The 20,755-nt window shown below is 40.6% G+C and carries 16 protein-coding genes; 4 read left to right on the top strand and 12 right to left on the bottom strand.

Features of this window, described 5'->3' with window-relative positions; all coding sequences use genetic code 11:
- Positions 1-73: 73 nt before the first annotated feature.
- Positions 74-448 (bottom strand): PRC-barrel domain-containing protein, encoded by a 375-nt coding sequence (locus tag SYJ56_RS20165; RefSeq protein WP_323837328.1) that lies wholly within the window; start codon positions 446-448, stop codon positions 74-76.
- Between the two features lie 238 nt (positions 449-686).
- The gene (locus SYJ56_RS20160; RefSeq protein ID WP_323837326.1) at positions 687-1,319 is read right to left on the bottom strand and encodes an FMN-binding negative transcriptional regulator; all 633 of its coding nucleotides are present in this window, start codon (positions 1,317-1,319) and stop codon (positions 687-689) included.
- A 110-nt stretch (positions 1,320-1,429) separates the two neighbouring features.
- Between SYJ56_RS20160 and SYJ56_RS20155 the strand changes: the two genes are divergently transcribed.
- The gene (locus SYJ56_RS20155; protein WP_323837324.1) at positions 1,430-3,685 is read left to right on the top strand and encodes a helix-turn-helix domain-containing protein; all 2,256 of its coding nucleotides are present in this window, start codon (positions 1,430-1,432) and stop codon (positions 3,683-3,685) included.
- 53 nt (positions 3,686-3,738) lie between these two features.
- On the opposite strand, the gene SYJ56_RS20150 is transcribed toward SYJ56_RS20155, so the two are convergent.
- Positions 3,739-5,382 carry a carboxylesterase/lipase family protein gene (locus SYJ56_RS20150; protein WP_323837323.1) on the bottom strand — a complete coding sequence of 548 codons (1,644 nt, stop codon included), beginning with the start codon at positions 5,380-5,382 and terminating at the stop codon, positions 3,739-3,741.
- 88 nt (positions 5,383-5,470) lie between these two features.
- Here SYJ56_RS20150 and SYJ56_RS20145 point away from each other — a divergent pair, with 88 nt between their 5' ends.
- A complete protein-coding gene (locus tag SYJ56_RS20145) occupies positions 5,471-6,172 on the top strand; it encodes an NUDIX hydrolase (RefSeq protein WP_323837322.1) in 702 nt (233 codons plus the stop codon).
- A gap of 25 nt (positions 6,173-6,197) precedes the next feature.
- Here SYJ56_RS20145 and SYJ56_RS20140 read toward each other — a convergent pair whose 3' ends face one another.
- The 6 genes from SYJ56_RS20140 to SYJ56_RS20115 form a co-directional block, all read right to left on the bottom strand.
- Positions 6,198-6,764: a pentapeptide repeat-containing protein gene (locus tag SYJ56_RS20140; RefSeq protein WP_323837321.1), complete on the bottom strand. Its 567-nt coding sequence runs from the start codon at positions 6,762-6,764 to the stop codon at positions 6,198-6,200.
- Between the two features lie 120 nt (positions 6,765-6,884).
- Positions 6,885-7,478, bottom strand: coding sequence for a hypothetical protein (locus tag SYJ56_RS20135; protein WP_323837319.1), 594 nt, complete (start codon positions 7,476-7,478; stop codon positions 6,885-6,887).
- A 195-nt stretch (positions 7,479-7,673) separates the two neighbouring features.
- Positions 7,674-8,807: a carbon-nitrogen hydrolase family protein gene (locus SYJ56_RS20130; protein WP_323837317.1), complete on the bottom strand. Its 1,134-nt coding sequence runs from the start codon at positions 8,805-8,807 to the stop codon at positions 7,674-7,676.
- Positions 8,808-8,901: 94 nt separating this feature from the next.
- On the bottom strand, positions 8,902-11,238 hold the full coding sequence (locus tag SYJ56_RS20125; RefSeq protein ID WP_323837315.1) for a glycoside hydrolase family 95 protein: 2,337 nt from the start codon (positions 11,236-11,238) through the stop codon (positions 8,902-8,904).
- A 95-nt stretch (positions 11,239-11,333) separates the two neighbouring features.
- Positions 11,334-11,906: a TlpA family protein disulfide reductase gene (locus tag SYJ56_RS20120; protein ID WP_323837313.1), complete on the bottom strand. Its 573-nt coding sequence runs from the start codon at positions 11,904-11,906 to the stop codon at positions 11,334-11,336.
- Between the two features lie 40 nt (positions 11,907-11,946).
- Entirely contained in the window at positions 11,947-12,681 is a 735-nt protein-coding gene (locus tag SYJ56_RS20115) for a class I SAM-dependent methyltransferase (RefSeq protein WP_323837311.1), read from the bottom strand.
- A gap of 155 nt (positions 12,682-12,836) precedes the next feature.
- On the opposite strand from SYJ56_RS20115, the gene SYJ56_RS20110 reads away from it, so the two are divergent.
- Positions 12,837-15,083 carry a Tex family protein gene (locus tag SYJ56_RS20110; protein ID WP_323837309.1) on the top strand — a complete coding sequence of 749 codons (2,247 nt, stop codon included), beginning with the start codon at positions 12,837-12,839 and terminating at the stop codon, positions 15,081-15,083.
- 172 nt (positions 15,084-15,255) lie between these two features.
- On the opposite strand, the gene SYJ56_RS20105 is transcribed toward SYJ56_RS20110, so the two are convergent.
- Positions 15,256-16,095 (bottom strand): agmatine deiminase family protein, encoded by an 840-nt coding sequence (locus tag SYJ56_RS20105; protein ID WP_323837307.1) that lies wholly within the window; start codon positions 16,093-16,095, stop codon positions 15,256-15,258.
- Positions 16,095-16,709: a hypothetical protein gene (locus SYJ56_RS20100; protein ID WP_323837305.1), complete on the bottom strand. Its 615-nt coding sequence runs from the start codon at positions 16,707-16,709 to the stop codon at positions 16,095-16,097. Before SYJ56_RS20100 ends, SYJ56_RS20105 begins: the two co-directional genes overlap by 1 nt.
- A gap of 463 nt (positions 16,710-17,172) precedes the next feature.
- Here SYJ56_RS20100 and SYJ56_RS20095 point away from each other — a divergent pair, with 463 nt between their 5' ends.
- Positions 17,173-19,590 (top strand): ABC transporter permease, encoded by a 2,418-nt coding sequence (locus SYJ56_RS20095; protein WP_323837303.1) that lies wholly within the window; start codon positions 17,173-17,175, stop codon positions 19,588-19,590.
- Between the two features lie 33 nt (positions 19,591-19,623).
- Here the strand turns inward: SYJ56_RS20095 and SYJ56_RS20090 are convergent, their stop codons facing one another.
- Entirely contained in the window at positions 19,624-20,616 is a 993-nt protein-coding gene (locus tag SYJ56_RS20090) for an LLM class flavin-dependent oxidoreductase (protein ID WP_323837300.1), read from the bottom strand.
- Positions 20,617-20,755: the final 139 nt, after the last annotated feature.

Raw genomic sequence — 20,755 nt, 5'->3', positions numbered from 1 at the left:
GTTTTAGCCACTTAGGTAAAGAAAGAAGGCTCTCCAAAATTGGAGAGCCTAACACAGTTTCGGAGCGCAACGCCTATTCAATAAACGCTCTTCTTCTGTTAAATCCATAATATTCATGGACAGTGTTGATGAATTCATGTTGAGGGCCTACAGGCCAGTTGTCGTCATCAAAACCTGGTGCATTTTCTAGTTTTTCCTTATCGACATTCACTATGATTATATCACGTTGGTGACCGTGAAAATCAAATGCCTCCCAAGGAAGAGCAAGAAGTTTATTCCCAAGATTCAAAAATCCGGTATCAACTGAAAGCACAACATAGGCTACTTCACCAGTTTCGGTGTCAAGCATTATGTCCTTAATAGTTCCTACTGATTCATCTCTAATTGTTTTTACTGTACAATTTGCAGCTGTGGAGCTACTGATGGGAAAATGATATTGGGTATTCATGGTTATTTGGGTCTAGTGAAAATTATTGTTGTATCTAATAATAAACCAAGCCTGTGCCATGACGCTAAAAATGGCTATTTGTAGAGATCAGCTAGTTTTTTAACACTCTTTATGTGTCTCTAGAGGACGATTTGGGCAATGAAATTCGCAAATAGATTTGAAGTAGTAAACGCCAATTTAAAGGCACTTCTTTTGTTTCACAGATCTTGGATAGGATTTTGTATTCGGGAAAGATAGCTTAAGACTTAGATGAATCTGATCTGTCTTTTTTCATTTCTTCAGCCACTTCTTTGTCCAAAGGGAATATACTTTCTTCCAGATTTTCTACGATTTTTTGATGATTGATATCGTCTCTATTCTGCGAAAGTTTTTTGCTGCCATGCACTTCAGATATCACTACTTCAAAGCCAACTAAAGCTTTGATTTGCTTTGCTACATAATTTTCGCTCATCGTCTCTACGCTAACCCGGTTGGGACGTCCATCTTCATAGGTGTTCACCAATTTCGTCAAGTGGTGTAAAAGTTCTTTACCCTCGATAAGTTTGATTTTTCCGTAAACATGAACAGCCAGATAATTCCAGGTGGGTACATTTTCATGATTGTACCAAGACGAGGAAATGTAGGCGTGAGGGCCTTGAAAAATAACCAAAACTTCTTGATTCTCAGATAGGTTTTTCCATTGTAGGTTTGCCTTCGCTACATGACCAGAAAGTATCGTATTGCCGTCTTTATTTTTATCAAGCACAAAAGGCAAATGAGTAGCCCATGGTTTGTTGCTAATTTGGGTAACCAGCGTCGCAAATGCATTTTTTTGGATAAAGGAAAGAATCTCAGCATCGTCTTTCCAGCGGTTAAGTGGGTGGATATACATGAGTATTAGTTTGAAATTTGCAATTAAAAAAATGAAATTAGGAATTGAAAGAGAAAGTATAAGATTCCAAACTCCATTTTATTCATTTTTAAATATACTAGTTTCGCCAAATGGAAAATCAAAGTACAGATAAACTTGAGCTGGCCGCTAAGTTTGTCAACAACACCGGAGCACCGATTTTTTTGACAGGGAAGGCTGGGACGGGTAAGACCACTTTCCTGAGAAATTTAGCTCTTCAAACTCATAAAAATCACGTCATCGTGGCGCCTACGGGTATTGCTGCGCTAAATGCTGGCGGAGTTACCATCCACTCCCAATTCTTATTTCCCTTGGGATTTTTCCTGCCAGTCAATGAGCCTGAGGGGAATTTTTCAGACCAATACGGATGCTTTACTCAACATACATTGATCCGAAAGCATCCGCTGAATGCACTCAGGAAAAATGTGCTGAAATCCATAGAACTACTCGTGATTGATGAAGTCAGTATGCTCCGGGCGGACGTGCTGGATGCTATTGATTATAGGTTGAGAAGCGTGAAGAGGAATTATAACACCCCTTTTGGAGGTGTTCAGATATTAATGATAGGTGACCTTTTCCAGCTGCCTCCTATTGTCCGTGATAATGAGTGGCAGGTTCTCAGCAAATTTTACCCAAGCATGCACTTCTTCGAAGCCAGAGTTTTACAGGATTCAGGATTGGTCTATTTGGAACTGGATAAGATTTTCCGACAGCAGGATGAAGACTTTATTCAGGTGTTAAATCATTTGCGAGAAAATACGGTAACAGCTCAGGATATCACACTATTGAATAAACACTACAAAACTCAGGACGAGATCGCAGAAATCAAAGACTGCATTACGATCACGACACACAATTATAAGGCTGATCAGATTAACCGTGATCGTCTGATGGCTCTGAAGGGTGAGTCGAAGTTTTACGAGGCTGATATAGAAAATGATTTTCCTGAAAATATCTATCCCTTGCCCAAATCACTCGAACTGCGGGTAGGAGCGCAGGTGATGTTCATCAAGAATGATAGCTCCGGAAATCAGGATTACTTCAATGGTAAACTGGCAACTGTAGAGGAACTTGAAGATGAGCAGATCAAAGTATTGTTGGAAGGGAAGCGGTTCGTCTATCAGTTGAGAAAGGAAATCTGGGAAAATAAAAAGTATGTCATCAACCCTGACACCAAAGAGCTGGAGGAAGAAGTCATTGGTACGTTTAGCCAATATCCCATCAAAACGGCTTGGGCTGTGACAGTGCATAAAAGTCAGGGATTGACCTTCGATCAGGCGATAATAGATGTGGGAAATGCATTCGCTCCAGGACAAGTGTATGTGGCTTTGAGTCGACTGAGAAGTTTGGAAGGATTGATCTTGAGGACAAGAATTCAAACCAATGCATTGCAATCAGACACTCAGGTTCAGACTTTCGTGGAGAGTGCCAAAAAGAACTCGAAACTCGATGAGCTTTTAGGAGCATACCAGCAGCGATACCTTTCACTTTTGGTAGGTGAGACGTTTGATTTGCAAGGCTTACTTTTGGAGATCAACAGTTTCCAACGAAAGAATGATAGTTCACTGGAATTTGAAGATCCCGAGATGCAAAAAGCGGTAGGGGAAATTACTTCTCTTATAAGAAATCAAGCGGGCACTGCCGGAAAATTTAGCAATCAACTCCGATTTCTCTTGCAGCAGAATGACAAAGATAAACTGATGGAGCGACTGGAAAAGGGATCATCTTATTTCATGGATTTCTTGAAAGATGCTTTGGAAAAAATACTGGTTCATCGTGCAGAGGTAGAGCGATTTTCCAGGACTAAAACCTATGCGAATAGCTTAGAGGAGTTGGAAGTCAGCTTGCTGAGAAAATATGGAGAAATTAGCAAAGTAAGCCGTCTGATAGCGTCAATTTTGGAGGGGAAAATTCCTGGGAAAATGAATGACTTGGAGCAAGATAAAATCAATCTTCGACTTCGATTGGCTGAATCTGCGAAGCAGGCAGCGGCCGATAATCCGAAATTCGCCAGCAACAAAACAGGTAGAAAAAAGGCTGGCAAAGCAAATCTGAAAAGGAAAGTTGGAGAGACCTACGAAATCACTTTCTCTATGATCAATGAGGGAAAAAGCATAGGGGATATAGTGGTGGGAAGAGGGCTTGCTGAATCTACTATCAAAGGACATTTGGCGAAGGGCATCGCGGAGGGGAGAGTTGAGCTGGAAGATTGCTTACCTATGGAAGTGATTTCAGAGATTAGTTCGCAAATCGAAAACATCAAGAATTTGCAGGCACTTCGAATTCATTTTGAAGGAAAATACGACTACAATACCATCAAAATGGTGGTAGCTGGAAAACAGGATTAAAAAAAAGGAGAGCCCTATTAGCCTCTCCTTTAATCGTATTTGGTTGATTGATATTAGTTGCTATTTCCGTAATACTTATCATGAAGGTGATATCTGTCATCATCTTCAGCTTTGACAAGTTTGCTTTCAGTATCGATTACTAGGACCGGGGGATTAGCATCAGTGCCTTTCATGGAATTCCATTGAGGTAGATCATCTCCGTTCGGATTGCCGGTTTTGATGAAATTGGCAAAGTAATTCATAAAGGTTTTTGATACGCTATAATCATCAGCAGTCCAGTCAAAAACATCCACTAAAGGTAGATTTCCCATTGCATATTCTATTTCACAAGCGTGAGGAGCTCCGATGGCCTCAGGTGCTTTTGAGCCACCTTTTATTGTGCCACCAGCAAGCCCAGTAGTCAGACTTTCGTCCTTCAACGGTGGGCGAAGCTTGCTATACAAATACCTGTAAACTGGCTGATCGGAATTTTTAGCATGGAGGTCCAACCATTTCCAGGTAGAATAGGCTATGAATCTGTCCGATGCCAAGTCGGTCGCTGCTCTTTCCACTTCTTTTGCGTCAGTATGTGGATGCAGGCTCAATACTTCATCAAAGTTATCTGGATAGGTTTCTTTTACTTTTGCGACAAAAGCTTCTGGAGTATAAGGCTGCCCCTGCATAAATGCCATGCCTGACATTTCGGCCGAGTTCCAACCTGCTAGTAGCGGAACCATTGCTTGCTCTTTTGCCTCAAAAATCTCAGGAAGAGTTTTTGGAAGAAAGTAACCGTCTAGAACTACCGGGAACCCAAATCGCTTAGACTCATTATAGATTTCATAAATATCCTTAGTAGAAAGTGCCCGGAGTTCTTTTATGTTGCTAAAACCAGCCTTAGAAGCAAATTCCTCTCCTTGCTTCTCAGCTTCTGCAAGAGATGTTGGTGCCAAAGTCGGGTTTATACCCGCACCGCTTTCACCGATTGCTCCTGCTATTAGTCCTTTGGACAGGGGAGAAGCCATCTGATAGCTGACGGAGATCGAACCGGCAGATTCACCTGCAATGGTCACTCTCGTAGGATCTCCACCGAAAGCTGCAATATTCTCCTTTACCCATTTCAGGGAAGCCATTTGATCCATCAATCCATAATTCCCTGAAGCTTGATAGGGTGCCTCAGCACTCAAGCCTGGGTGGGCAAGGAAGCCAAATATATTCAATCTGTAATTCACCGTGACCACTACAATCCCTTTTTGAGCCATAGCCTCACCGTTGTAACGCGGTTCTGAACCATCACCTGCCACAAAACCACCACCGTAGAAATAAACCAATACAGGTAAATCTTTAGTGTTACGATCTGCTGGAGTCCATACATTCAGGTATAAGCAATCTTCACTCATCCCATCAGACTTGAAATCCATATCACCAAAAACCGGTGCCTGAACAGCCCGAGGTCCAAATTTCTTAGTTTCTTTTATTGCAGCCCAATTGTCTAACTCCTGAGGAGCTTTCCAGCGAAGTTCGCCTACAGGAGGTTTTGCAAAAGGAATTCCAAAATACTTTTCAATGCCTGTTTTGGTATCGTATTCCCCTGCAATCATTCCGTTTTTGATTTTGGTTTGCACTTCAAATGTATAATTGTTTTGTGCTTTCAAAAAGGTGGAATTTGCAAATAGAAGCATCAGGATAAAAATCCGGATTGATCTGAAGGTAGGTTTCATGGGCTAATTAATGTTTCTTTGTGAAACAATAGTAATTGCTTATTTTTAAAAATCCTATTTCTTATACCAGTATTTCCTAATTTTGCGCATGCCATTACCACAAGAAAAACACCTCCCAAACATTTCTTTCGATTCGGTTATTTTTGGTTTTTCTGGAGAAAAGCTCAAAATTTTGGTTTTGGAATACCACAATACGAAGACTTTTGCACTTCCTGGAGGTTTTGTGAAAATAGATGAACCACTAGATGAAGCGGTGAAACGTGGGCTTTCAAAACGAACTGGGTTAGATGAAATATTTCTCGAGCAGTTTCATACGTTTGGGTCCATGGAGCGCTTTAATTCTAAGGTAATGCGTAAGATATTGGAGGAGCAGGGGCACTTTGTTGAAGATCATTGGCTATTAGGACGATTCATCACTGTAGGCTATTATGCCTTGATCAATTATGAAAATGTGGTACCTAAGCCAGATGAATTATCTGATTCTATAGAATGGTATGACTTTGATCAGCTACCACAGTTGATGATGGATCATAATGAAATTGTAGAAAAAGCGCTTGACCACCTACGTGCTAACTTGGATCATAAGCTCCTAAGTTTTAATCTTCTTCCCGAAAGATTTACCATGAAAGAGTTGAAGCAAGTGTATGACGCTATCCTTGGGGAAACTCAAAATCGAGCTAATTTTCAACGGAAAATGCTAAGTCTGGATATTTTAGAGCGCCACGAAAAACTTTACTCCGGTGGTTCACACAAGGCACCTTTCTTATATAGCTTCAAAAAAAAGAAATAGAATGCTAGAATGTATTCCTCTGAAATCAACCAATTTTAATTGCATATTTCCCAAGTAAACCTGGCAATCCATCTAGATCAAATCGGGCTCCTTTGATTCTGTTTCTTTCTGGATCGATTGAGTAGTGAAGTGCATTTCTGAAATCCACTTTCTCGGCATTAGTCAGATCAAAAGTAGCTCCGCTGAGGTCTGATCCCTGAAAATCGGAGGCAGTCAAATCAGCTTGAGTGAAGTCGGTTTCTATAAGTCTGCTGTTGATGAATTTAGATTTTTTAATTTTCAAATTGTAAAAGCTGCAGTAGTCAAGCTGACATCCTTGAAAGATGAATTCCAGTAAAAACGGGTTACTGGCATGAAAGTGAATTCCCAACATTTTGCACTGTTCAAATTTAACTTTCTGAAATGACACATCGGGAACCTTGAGGTTGCTCATGTCACAACTTTTAAATGAGCAATTTTCAAACTTAATTCCTCTCAAATCTAGGTTAGAAAAATTGCATTGCTCAAAGACACAGTTTTCATATTCGGAAATAGCTAGCGTTACTTGTTTGAAGTCAAGATCTTTAAAGACCTGCTCTGAGAAAAAGGACATTTAAGAGGGATGTTTATAATCTAGGAAGTGTTCAAAAATAAAATCAATTCTTAAATAAATCGACCTAAAACTTTTAAGCACTAGCAGAAAATAAGGTACTTGATAGAAACTATTTCAATTTTAATCCTTCGGCGGAGATATCATGATGTGTGCTCTATGTGTACCAGGGTCCATTATCCATGGCATACCCGGCGCACTTGGTTTTAGAGGCAATCCTGTGATCTCTGAAGTAGCCCAAGGCAGATAAACTACATATCGCAGGTAGGTGTCAGATACATTTCCAGTATTGACGTCGTAATTTTCAGTGTCAGCTGTTAGCACAAAAAGTGTAACGCCTTTCTCTGGCATTTTGAGTTTGCCGCTTTTTGCTTCGGCCTCTCTGGTATCAAAGATCTGTTGAAAATCCATTCCTTCTTTTTTGAGTTCCCTGCCTCTTTCCATGAATGGTTCCAAATCTGCATGGTAGCAAGAAACGCTGAAACCTTTTCCATTGGGATCATCTGCGATACAAATCATTTCATTTGTACCTTTTCTCAATTCGATCAATTCTCTACCCTCATTGTATCCTAAGACTTTGGCTTCCGCTTGCTTTTCTTCAGGAGCAGCCAGTACAGCTGTTTTAATTTGAACTTCTGTGGATGGAATCACGACATTCTGTGAGAAAGCAGGAAAAATAACCAAGCAAATTAACATCGCACTTAGAGATCTTTTCATGGTATTTGGGTTTAGTGATAAGGTAATTTAAGCTTTATTCGGAAGGTTGACAACTTGATTTTCAAACTATTAAAAGTCTGTTACCTTATTCAAAACAAACTGACGTATAGGACACATGAATTTTAATCCCAAAACTATTTTAAAGATCAGTTAGCCTGATTATCAACTAGTAAAAGTTAATGAGGCTTGATTTTTCTAGAAATTAAAAGACCAAACTCCGCCTTTTCCAGCTGGTGTAATTGGAAGTATCTTATGATTTAGCACAACTAAGGGTTGTCCAGCTGGGCCTAGATCCCAGAGATCTCCACGGAAAAATACATTAAAGCCTACATTAGCTTTGGTGCTTTTAATTTGTTTTGGTAAGCTGTATTTTTCCCAAGCTTCTTTATTTGATAGTTTGTCAATGTCTCCGAAATCTAAATTTTCAGGATTTATTTCCCCATCATATCCAGTCCATTTAGAATGTAAAGTATGATTGCCGGGGAAAAAAGAGGAGCCTATTATAATTTCAGCAGAATCATTTATCGCGTTTTCGTAAGCATCGCTTTGCCAACTGTCATTGAAAGGCAAAATGAACGTTTTTCCAATCGGTAGATCAAAAACCTGCAATGTGTTTGGGTCACCAGCACTTGTGTATGAAGCTTCTGTGGAATTTGGAAAGGATTTTAAAATCGGATTTCCAACTACTTTTCCATCAGGGCCAAATAGAAATGAAGCATTATAAAGCGGGCCACTTAGATTTAAATTAATTTCCCCATCATCTACACTAGGATCTGGTAAGAGGATAGAGCCTGCTACAATGTAGGCATTGGTTTCAATAGCAAGGTCGCTGAAAGTCTCAAAATAGGCCTTTGCCATAGATTTTGCTTTCATTCGGATGATGGATGAAAATTCCGTGTTTGACTCATCTCCAGTCTTGATATATCCCAAAAAGAAATCAAAAGCATTGCTAAAAGCTATCGTCCTCATAACCTCATTTAAGGTTTTCTTCTCAGCAAGGTTATGCTTTTCATTCAATAAGAGAAGCCATGTTCCGATATTCTCTGGATAGATCACCAAGGTGCTTTTCTTGATAAATGCTATGCTGTTAGCAGTTACTAAATACTGGCGGATTTTCTCTTTGAAAATAACCTGACTAAAATAATCTGACACTTCCATATATGGCTGGATGCCAATGATATTCCTCGATAACGAGTCGGAAGGGTTAATTTCTTCTACTACAGATATATAACTATTAGGCTCTAGCAGAGGAGTGTTTCTCCCAGAAAAAGACCATATCAGCCAAACAAAAACTGCTAAAATGAATAAGGTGGTAAATTTTCTGATCATTGGCTGTATCTAACGATGGCTTGGATGAAAACCCCTTTTAATAAGCCTGAGATTCTAATTTTATAATAAGCAATCTTAAAGAAATTTTGGGAATTTAATATTCAATTTCGAAGCTCTGTCCTTTTTCAAGGTCTAGATCCATTTCAGAGCCATCATAGAAAATCATGATTTTGCCACTATTACCTGCATAAATTCTGCAAGTTTTGAGCTTTCCATCCTGCCAAGTCAGGTCTAATGTATAGTTTCCTCTCGCTTTCAAGCCAGTTATACTGCCATTTGCCCAAGCCTTTGGCAGAGCAGGAAGTAGTCGGATCAGACCTGTTTCATGAGATTGGACAAGCATTTCTGCCACTCCAGCTGTATAGCCAAAATTTCCGTCAATCTGAAAAGGTGGATGTGCATCAAACAGATTTGGGTAAAGGGATTGGGAAAGCAGTTTCTGAATATGCTCGTGGGCCATTTCTCCATCAAGCAATCTCGCTGAGAAATTTATTAGCCAAGCTCGGGACCATCCGGTCCCTGCTCCGCCATTAGCAAGTCTGTATTCTAGCGTTTTTCGTACTGCGGCAAATGCTTCGGGCGTTTGACTTTGTGTGATGGCATCTCCAGGGTGAAAAGCGTATAGGTGAGACATGTGTCTGTGACCTTTTTCATTTTCCTCATAGGGCTGATCCCATTCCAATATTCTGCCGTCCTCGGCGATCTTAACGCCAGGACGAAGATCTGCGAGTTGGTTGGTTACTTTTTCTCGTAGTGAAGTTTCTTTTCCTAGAATCTCAGAAGCCTTCAAGTAATTGTTAAAAACGTCAGCAATAATCTGCTGATCCATCGCTGCTCCCATCGTAGCTGCTACCACTTCTCCATTAGGATTGATAAACTGATTCTCAGGAGAAGTAGAGGGTGAGGAGACTAATTTTCCATCTGTCGGGTATTCCACCAACCAATCAGAATAGAATGCTGAAATAGCGGCTAGAGCAGGGTATGCACGCTCTTCTAGAAATTTTTCGTCTTGGGTAAATAAGTAATGATCCCAGTAATGTCTGCCTATCCAGCCTCCGGCTCCTAACCAACTTCCCCAATAGGCGGTGGCCGCACGTAAGAAAGCTACTTGCCAAAGATCGGTGGTATGTGGTACCATGGAGCCCGCCATGTCAAAATTTTTATGTGCTGCATTTTTTCCGTTTTCTATTACCCCGTCTATAAAATTAAATAGTGGCTGGTTTAATTCACTTAAGTTCGTGACATCTGCCGGCCAATAATTCATCTGAAGATTGATGTTTACATGGTAATCCGCATTCCATGGAGCAGCGATGTGCTGATTCCAGAGCCCTTGCAAATTTGCTGGATTGGTGCCAGGCCGGCTAGAAGAAATCAACAAATATCTGCCATAATCGAACAATAGCTTTTCCAAATGCAAATCTACTTCTCCATTTTTGACGCGTCCAATTCGCTCATCGGTAGCAATGTTGTCCAGTTCATCATTTTCCAATTGCAAGGTCATTCGGTCAAACCAAGAAGTATATTCCTTTTCATGTGAATGGAGTAGTTCACCCCAGCTTGTCAATTGGATTTTCTCTAGCTGACGGTCTGCATGCGCTTCAAAATCCTCATGGTAAAAGGAAGTCTCTGATACTAACTTGAGCATAAACTCCTTTGCCCCAGAAATTATTAAAGTAGAATCAGTAGTAGAAATCTCTCCAGATTGATTTTGAGCGAAGAGTAAAGTTCGAAATTTAACACCATTCAAAATCTCAATAGGCTTGCTATCTAGTTGTCCGCCGCGCTGTGTAATCATGCCTGACATTTCAAGCTGTCTATCATTTAGAGCTGTAGTTTTTGCGGTAGCAAATCCATTATCCTCTGGCCTATTCATGGTGATTGTACCATTAAAGCCCTTGGGGTGGTTAGTCTTAAATCGGATGATCAAGGCATCATCAGGAGCTGAAGCAATGATCTCCTGACTGACCTCAAAACCTTCACTTATAAATTGAGTCAGGACAGTGGCCGTTTCAAGATTGAGACTTCTTCTGTAGTTTTCGGGTTCTATCCAGTCAAAGTTAAACCACAGATCCCCCATCGTTTGGTGAGACCTTGTGACTCCTTTTCTTGAGAATTTCAGCACCAAAAGTGAATCGGCTTTTTTATTGTCTCCAGCCCTTAAATAGGCTCTGATTTGATCTAAGTCGGCTCTTTTCCCTTCTGCCAGCCCCCAGTCATCGTATCCGCCAGGCCAGAGAGAATCTTCATTGAGCTGAAGATGTTCTTGTCCAGGTAAGCCCATCACCATAGCTCCTAGTCGACCATTCCCCACCGGCAATCCCTCTTCCCATTCTGTGGCTGGTTGATTGTACCAGAGTACAGATGAAGATTGTGCAAAACTAAAACTGTATATAGCTTGAGTGAGCAAGATGCTCAGGAAGAACTTTTTCATAGGTTATTGGGTCAAAAAATAAGATTACGACAAATCTTTGAAGTCCCCAACCAAAATATTGAAAATTGCCTATTAGATGCCCAGAAGGTTCTTTTTTACTGCGAAAGTAAAAAATCCCGAAACTCATCAGTATTGAAATTGCTCATACCTTCTTGATAAAAGACGATTTTACCTTCTGGGTTTACTACCATCGTGGTAGGTATCGATTCGCTTTGCAAACTTTGGTTTAGTCCAAAACTTGCATGAACCGTAGGAAATGCCCAGCTTTTTCCTTCTATAAATCCCTGACTTTTCTTGATGTCATTATCAATTCCAATCATCAAAAATTGTAAATCAGGTTCATTTTGAACGGACTGATAAAGCTCAGAAATATGGGGCATTTCGGCACGGCAAGGTCCGCACCAAGAAGCCCAAAGGTTGATGAAAAGGGTTTTGCCACGGTAGCTCTCCAGATCTATTTGTTGTCCATCAAATGTCATAAACTTACCTTGGTAGTTGAATTGCTGGTCGGTCAAATTAGGGACTTCGATGGTAGGTTTTATCAATCCTGTGGAAAGTAATACAGACTGTAATCCACCTATGATGACTGGTAAAAGCCCTGTGAAGTATAAAAATGCCGCGACGCTGAGCATAATTCCCCAGCTCTTAATTTCTTTTTTCCAATTCATATATAGATACGCACTACGATTACGAAGTGTGAGGTTAGTATCAGGTCAACTGATTTTGAAAGCTGCAAAACACGAAGTTTTGAATGGACTTCGAAGGTGTAAGATGGTCTATTGTGAAACAATATATTTTTCTGAGATACTTTTCTATTATCTGGCTAAGTGAGTTTTCGGAATATTGTTTGATTTCTATTCCGCTACATTTGGTGGGGCCATTTTCGGAAAAAGTACCAACCANTATTTTTCTGAGATACTTTTCTATTATCTGGCTAAGTGAGTTTTCGGAATATTGTTTGATTTCTATTCCGCTACATTTGGTGGGGCCATTTTCGGAAAAAGTACCAACCACAAAATGACCACCAGGACTCAAATTTTTCTTGATAATTTGAAGGTATTTGGTGACGTCATCTTCTCCAAGAAAATGAAAAACGGCTCTATCATGCCAGAAATCATATTTTTCTGATGGTTGAAATGAAGATACATCTGCGGTGATCCATTTTATATTATCTGCCCGATTCCCAAGTCTCTCCTTCGCGCTTGAAAGGGCTTTCTCGGAGATGTCTAGGATAGTAATATCTTGATAGCCAAGGTTCAAAAGGTGGTCTACCAAGTGGCTGTCTCCTCCTCCGCAGTCAATGATTTTAGCATCCAAAGGAACATTTAACTTTTTTAAGAATTCTAATGAAGTTTCAGGTTTTTCCTGGTACCAACTGACTTCGTTGAAATTTTTGGTTCGGTAAATATTCTCCCAATGTTTTTTTCTTTCTAGCTCTTCCAAATTTTTCAATAATTAATATTATCCTATAAAATTTCAATCCAAAATTACTCCCACATTCCCAGACGCTTAGTGACAACTCTCACATTACTTCCTTTTTGTCTCCAAAAGGAGGCTTAACTTGCGTCTCAAATTAAGAGTTGATTTCCTATTATCATATGAATTACGAAGTACAAATAGCCGCCGAACTCCACATACGACCTGCACAGGTAAATGCCACATTGACATTGCTGGACGAAGGGGGGACAGTTCCATTTATTTCCAGGTATCGTAAAGAAGCCACCGGTGAGCTGGACGAGGTGCAAGTAGCTGCCATCCGTGACCGTGTGTTGCAGCTGAGAGAGCTGGCGAAGCGCAAAGAAGCAATTTTGAAGTCTATCGAGGAGCAAGGGAAATTGACTCCTGAGTTGAAGAAAAAAGTAGAAGCTGCTGAGACGATGTCTAGGCTGGAAGATATTTATTTGCCATACAAACCTAAGCGAAGAACTAAGGCGACAATCGCTAGAGAGAAAGGTTTGGAGCCACTTGCTGAACAGATTTTTGAGCAAAAGTCCATTAATCTGGAAGCTGAGGCGGAGAAGTTTGTGGATGCTGCTAAAGAAGTGAATTCCGTAGAGGAGGCGCTCCAGGGAGCTCGTGACATCATGGCTGAGTGGATCAATGAAAAGGCAGAGTTACGGGAGAGGATACGAAAGCTTTTCCTCGAGGAAGGAGTTTTTTCGTCGAAAGTTTTGCCGGGCAAAGAGCAGGAAGCGATCAAGTACAAGGATTATTTTGAGTGGTCTGAACCAATAAAAACTGCACCTTCTCACCGCGTTTTGGCGATGAGACGAGGTGAAAAAGAACTTTTCCTGATGCTGGACTCTCTTCCTGAAGAAGCTTCTGCGATTTATCAGATGGAGAAAATGATTCTTGCTGATTCAGCGAATTCTTCAGTGGATCAGGTAAAACTTGCCATCAAAGACAGCTACAGAAGATTGCTGAAGCCAAGTATGGAAACGGAAGTTCGTCTGCTCACAAAGCGGAAGGCAGATGAGGAAGCAATCAAGGTTTTTACTGAAAATTTGCGTCAACTTTTGCTTGGCGCACCTTTGGGAGAGAAGTCTGTGATGGCGATTGATCCGGGATTCCGGACGGGCTGTAAACTGGTGTGTCTTGGACCCCAAGGACAGTTTCTTCACTACGAAGCGATCTATCCACATGAGCCGCAACGCAGAAGTGCGGAAGCAGGCATGACAGTGAAAGGCCTGGCGGAAAAATTTGGCGTGCAGGCAATAGCTATCGGAAACGGAACTGCGGGGCGTGAGACTGAGTCTTTTGTGAAGAGCTTGGGCTTGCCAAAATCCGTGATTGTCACCATGGTAAATGAATCCGGAGCATCTATCTACTCGGCGTCTGATGTGGCTCGGGAAGAATTTCCTGATCTTGATTTGACGGTAAGAGGAGCTGTTTCCATCGGTAGAAGACTGATGGATCCTTTGGCAGAACTGGTAAAAATTGATCCCAAATCCATCGGGGTAGGACAATATCAGCATGACGTGGATCAGAATGCTCTGAAAAATGCACTGGATGATACTGTGATGTCAGCGGTAAATGGAGTAGGGGTAGAAGTTAATCTAGCGTCAAAGCAGCTATTGACTTATGTCTCTGGTTTAGGACCGACTTTGGCTCAAAATATTGTTGAATTCCGAAATGAAAACGGTCCTTTCAAGAGTCGGGCACAACTTAAAAAAGTGCCTAGACTTGGTGATAAGGCATTTGAGCAAGCTGCCGGTTTCTTGAGAATCAGTAAGGCAAAACATCCGCTGGATTCTTCAGCTGTTCACCCTGAGCGTTATACCTTGGTGGAGCAGATGGCCAAGGATGTTAATGCTTCTGTGTCAGATTTGATGAATTCAGAGGAATTGAGAAATAGAATTTCACTGAAGAATTACGTGTCCGAAACAGTAGGTTTGCCTACTCTACAGGATATTTTGGAGGAATTGGCCAAGCCGGGGCGGGATCCCCGTGAGAGTTTTGAAGTTTTCGCTTTTGAAGAAAGTGTGAACAGTATGTCAGATCTGAAAGTGGGGATGAAGCTGCCTGGCGTGGTGACGAACATCACGGCTTTTGGAGCTTTTGTGGATGTGGGAGTACATCAGGATGGTTTGGTACATTTGAGCCATCTGACAGATCGATTTGTAAAGGACCCGAATGAGATCGTTTCTGTCAATCAAAAAGTGAAGGTAACGGTGATGGAAGTAGATATTCCCCGTAAGCGTGTTGGCCTGAGTATGAAGTCAGATCCTTTTGCGGAGCGGGGCAAGAAGATGGAGAAAAGACCTGCTAATAAACCTCAAAAGACAGAATCTGAAGGTTCTATGGCTGATAAATTGGCTGCGCTGAAAGGCAAATTTGGAGGATGATTCTTTCTTTTAACCGCAAAGTGCACTGAGCTAGCGCAAAGAAGGCGCAGAGAGTTTTGCCATAGAGGGTGTCCTCACTCACGACTTTTTTTTCTTCGCCCCAGTTAGTGTCTTCACTAACTGGCCTTTGGCATGTGAGTGGAGACACTAACTGGGGCGAAATGATGAACCATTATTTTCTAATGTTCCACGTCAGGCAATTGATCACGCCAGTATCCTTTGCAGGCTGAGTACCTAAGATCGGTATGATCTTTTTCAATGGGAAAAGCTCCTTAATTCTGTCTATTGCTAGTTGATCTGATTCTTGGTTGAAAGTTGGCAAAAACACATGATTTTCTAGTTCCAAATAATTCAAATAAAGCCCTGCAGCATCATCTGGATCTTTATTAGAGTGACTTGTAAAAGGCATTGTTTTCCAGCTGAGTTTTGCATTGTGCAGCGCTGATAAAAAATCAATGTAGTTGACAGGATTATTATGTTTGTATTCATTGATTAAAACAGTGTCCGCATCTATGAATCTGGCCATTCCATCAGCATGACCGAGCCAATCGTCTTTTTCTACAGGAACAAAAATGATTTCATTTACTTCGAGGATATTCTTGAGTTGTTCGATCAAATCTAATTCAGAGAGGGTTCGATTTTCAAGAAAAACTTTTGTAGTAATCAGCACTCTATTCTTCCATTTGCTAATATTTCCTCCGTCGAGGTTAATATTAGATTTGATGGTTTTGATGCCAATTTTTTCGCAGACAGTATCTACATCTGATATTGTTTTTGACCATTTTGAAGCTGAAATGAGATAATCTGGTTTATATAAAAATCGAACAAACTTATTCTCTGAAACTTGAATTGGCATGTAGTCAACTGCCCAAGCACCTTTAGTTTCAGGTAAAAAGCCAAATGGAATTCCATTGTCAGAAAATTGCTCCACCAAATCTTTTGCAAAAGCTGGATAGGTGTCAGGCAGACAATCAGCTAAATACACGAAGTTTGTTTGTTCGTCGATAATCATTATTTGTAAATTTTTTTTCTAGCTTCTGCTAAAGAGCATCCAGAGCCTATTAGAGCCTGAATTATTCCTTCTTTATCATTATGATTTTGTTTTGGCATAACCAAAAATCTATATTTCTTTTCTATTATTTTTTCAGGATCAAGGTGAGTGTGTGGATTGAGATTTATTCTTTTAGCTTTGAAAACTTCTTTATCAAAAACCAACTCTTCTTTTCTTAGTTCTAGCCCAATCTTGAAATCTGTTTTGTAAAAAGTTTCGAGATTGCTTAAAATCTCAGTAATTGAATTAAGAGGTCCATTGATGTAATTCTCAGATTTAAAATTATAAATCCCGCGAAGGAGAATTCCTCCATAATATTCTTCGCATCCAAAAGTCAAATCAATTCCTGAACCGTGAAAATACCATGTACGGGATTTCTTCTGCTCAACATGTCCATGCGTATAAGGATCTTTTATTGGGCCATTATCTAAAATGCTTTTGCAATAGAATTCAATCTCAGTAATTCTGTAAGAAGTTTCATTGACTGCCAAAACCCAATCATTCATCAATTCTTTAGCTATTCTTTCGAAATCCTGTTCGATGGTCTCTGGAGTAATTTTTAAGTTTATTCCCATGTAGACAAATTATGGAAAATTTTGGAGTAGTGAGAAAGTAGGTTTATGAATCTTCTTTACCTTTTTCTAATAAATAATCCCCAAAACCCAAAGCGGTATTTTTTTACCAAAGCCATGCTCAATTTCATCAGTGGCGATTAGGTTTGCCCCGTTTGTGTCGTCACTTGCCGTGTTTTGGCATGTGAGTGGAGACACTCACATGGGCGATAGAATGAAACCCTGAGATGAAAGTCTTGGGGTTTTGCGCTTTAGATTTCTGTAGAATTGGATCGACAGTTTAATTTCTATTTTGTCGATTTGATTCGACAGTTTCTTAAAGTTCTTCGTCCGAAAGCGAACAAAAATGTTCGGGAAATCGAGCTGAATTTTAATTAAATTATAGTTTAAAGTCTGAAATCGCACTTTTTTTCTGGTTTGATCTTGGTTTAAGAGCCACAGGCTAGAAATTTCTAAACACAAACCTATGTGGAAAATATACTCTAAAATCGCCTGGCGAAATCTTAAGAAGGGAAAGCGTGTGACGCTGATCAATATTCTTGGATTGACCTTGGGAATCACTGCTGCTTTTTTGCTTTTCACAGTAGTGAGCTACGAGCTCAGCTATGATAATTTTCAGTCTAATTCAGAGCGGATTTATCGTGTGGTGACTCAGGATGAATATTCAGATGGAATCGATTATACGCCGGGTGTCTCACCACCCATGCCCGAAGCATTGCAAAGGGATCTTTCAGGCATAGAAGTTATTGTTCCAGTAGTCAATTCCACTGTCTTCATCACTACTGAGAAGGCTGTTACCAACACGGGCGAAAATAATTTTGTAATAGAAGATGCTTTTTTTACAGCAAGTGATTATGCCTCGTTATTCGATGTGGAAATTTTGGCAGGTGATCTGAAGGTATTAGATCAGCCCGGACAGGTAGTGCTCACAGAAACGGAAGCAAAAAGGCTTTTTGGGACTTGGGAAAATGCCTTTGGCAAAGCAATGCTTTTGTCAAAACGTATTGAGGTTACCGTAGGAGCAATCGTAGCTGATATTCCTGACAACAGTAATTTTAGATTCAACATGCTGGCTTCCTACAAAACTCTTCAAAGTAATGAAGATGTATTTGAATATTATTTTGACGAATGGGGAAGTTTTTCAAGTAATTTTCAATTGTACGTGATGCTACCTGAGTCAAGCAGCGTAGATCAGATTGATCAGCAGCTAGTGGCTTTTGCCGAGAAGAATTACAAAGATCGAGGCACTTCGAAAAAGTCCTTTTTTCTACAGTCAATGGGTGACATTCATTTTGACAATCGCTTTGATCCTATCAGTGGGGAAATGATCCGAAAGGCTACGATTTACACTTTGGGCTTGATCGGAATTTTCATTCTGATCATGGCTTCAATCAATTTTGTAAATCTTTCCACTGCTCAGGCCATTGGCAAAAGCAAGGAAATTGGCATTCGTAAGGTCATGGGCGGGAGCAGGCTTCAGGTGATTGGCCAATCGTTTGGAGAGACTTTTATGGTGGTGTTTATTTCGGCGATCATTTCTACGGTTGCAGCCACTGTTTTACTTCCATACTTAAGTAAGGTGGCGGAGGTTCCAGACTCAATCAAGTTAGTCACACCGACGTTTCTGCTGTTTTCTAGTGCAATAATTTTAGGAGTTACCTTACTTTCAGGTTTTTATCCGGCGCTGATTTTGTCTGGATTTCAGCCGATTCAGGCATTGAAAAATAAGATTCAAGTGGCTCAAATTGGTGGAGTTTCACTTCGCAGAAGTTTGGTGGTGATGCAATTCGTGATAGCCCAGGTTTTGATGATCGCAACGATAATTGCCGTAAAACAAATGACAGAAATCCAGGAAGCAGATTTGGGCTTTTCGAAAGAAGCTGTTTACTATTTTGACATTCCTTCGGATGAAGCGAAGGATGGGAGATTGGATGTTCTGAAGCAGCGATTGGAAGCCAATTCTCAGATTAAGAGTGTTAGTATGTCAAGTGACGTACCTTCATCAGACAACAACTGGGGATCAAATTTTTGGTTTGACGGAAAAAGAGAAGATGTTCAGTTTATGACTTCGTTAAAGTACGGAGATGCAGATTACTTCGATAATTATGGGTTGCAGTTTGCGGCAGGAAATGGATTTTCGGAAAGTGACACGCTCAAGGAAGCTGTGATCAATGAGACTATGGCCAAGAAGCTTAATTTGGCAAGTCCTGAGGATGCGGTAGGAACAACAATCACCATTGGTGGTGGCGAACCTTGGATGACGATCACTGGGGTGGTGAAGGACTTTGCGCAAAATTCTTTGCGTGATGAGATCAAGCCATTTATTATTGCTACGAGAAAAGAGTATTATCAAGTGGTAGGTTTGAAACTTGATAAAAATGCAGGAAATGAAACGCTGGTTAGTATTGAAGAAGAGTTTAAGAACGTCTATCCAGATGCGATTTATTCAGGATCTTTTTTAGATGAAACAATTGCTAATTTTTACCGGAGAGAAAATCAATTGGCACTAGTTTATAAAATCTTCGCAGTCCTTTCGATTGTGATTTCTTCGATTGGATTGTATGGACTGATATCTTTCCTGGTAGGCCAGAAGCTCAAGGAAATAGGTATAAGAAAGGTTCTCGGCGCATCGATACCACAGATTACTTTCTTACTTTCTAAGGAGTTCATTTTACTGGTATTTATTGCTTTTGCGATAGCGGTGCCACTTGGTTATTATCTCACGGATCAATGGCTCCAGAATTTCGCTTATCAAACCTCTGTTCCTTTCGGACTTTATGTATTCGTAATTGCAGTTTCGCTTTTAATCACTGCGGGCACAGTTGGATATCGAGCGGTAAAAGCCGCTTTAGGTAATCCTGTGGATAGTTTGGCGGATGAGTAAAGAAGAAAAGGGGATTCCTTCGATCCCCTTATTTTATCCTATAACCTCTGCGGTAATTTCAAGTGATCGCAACCGTTTCTCAGGCTCATAGATATTAGTGGAAATCATCAATTCATCCACTTCTACTTGCTTAAAAAAGCTTTCGAATTGTGGTTTGAGCGTTTCTTTTGTCCCGATAAATGTGCAAGCCATCATATTCTGAATAGCAGCAGCTTCGGCTTCATTCCAGATATTATCCATGCTTTTTACAGGCTTTTTCATAGGATACGATTTTCCTCGTATGATACCAAGGGCTGTTTGGTAAAATGAAGTAGCCAAATAATGAGCTTCTTCATCCGTATCGGCAGCTATTACATTGACGCAGGAAATAAAGTATGGCTGTAACAAATGAGATGATGGCTGGAAATTTTCCCGATAGTATTTTGAGGCATTGATTAAGTAGCCAGGAGCAAAGTGGCTTGCAAATGCATAAGGCAATCCCTTTTGCGAAGCAAGCACAGCGCTGCTCATGCTTGATCCTAGCAAATAGATAGGTACATCAAGTCCCTCAGCCGGAAATGCACGGACCTTAGAATCGATGTTATCTTCAGAGAAATAGCGCTGAAGATCGTCTAGATCGCTAGGGAATTCCTGTACTGACTCATGTCTGCCTCTTCGTAGCGCAGAAGCAGTAGTCTGATCGGTGCCGGGAGCTCTTCCAAGACCTAGGTCAATTCGATTCGGGTAAAGAGTCGCCAACGTTCCAAACTGCTCAGCTATAATAAGCGGACTGTGATTCGGAAGCATAATTCCTCCCGATCCCAAACGGATTTTGGAAGTTCCATTTGCTAAAAAGCCTATTAGAATCTGTGGGGAAGAGCTGCCTACATTCGCCATATTATGATGCTCAGCAAGCCACATTCTAGTGTAGCCAAGTTGCTCAGCAAGCTGTGCAACCTGTAAACTTCTTTTGTAAGCGTCTTTGGCATCAAAGTCTTCACGAATAATAGCAAGATCGAGAAGTGAGTATGGTTTGGTTGTTTTCAAAATAGGTGATTGCTTGTAGTTAGTAAGCAAATTGAAATTCAGTAAGGAAAGTTTCTGAACCCTCAGTTTTAATTGAATTTCTAAATTCTAACCTCCACAGTTTGTGAATTTAATACCTCATATGGTATTGATGTTCAGT

The sequence above is a fragment of the Algoriphagus aurantiacus genome (genome assembly GCF_035156405.1).
Lineage (GTDB): Bacteria > Bacteroidota > Bacteroidia > Cytophagales > Cyclobacteriaceae > Algoriphagus > Algoriphagus aurantiacus.
This window is presented reverse-complemented; position numbering and strand designations above follow the sequence as displayed.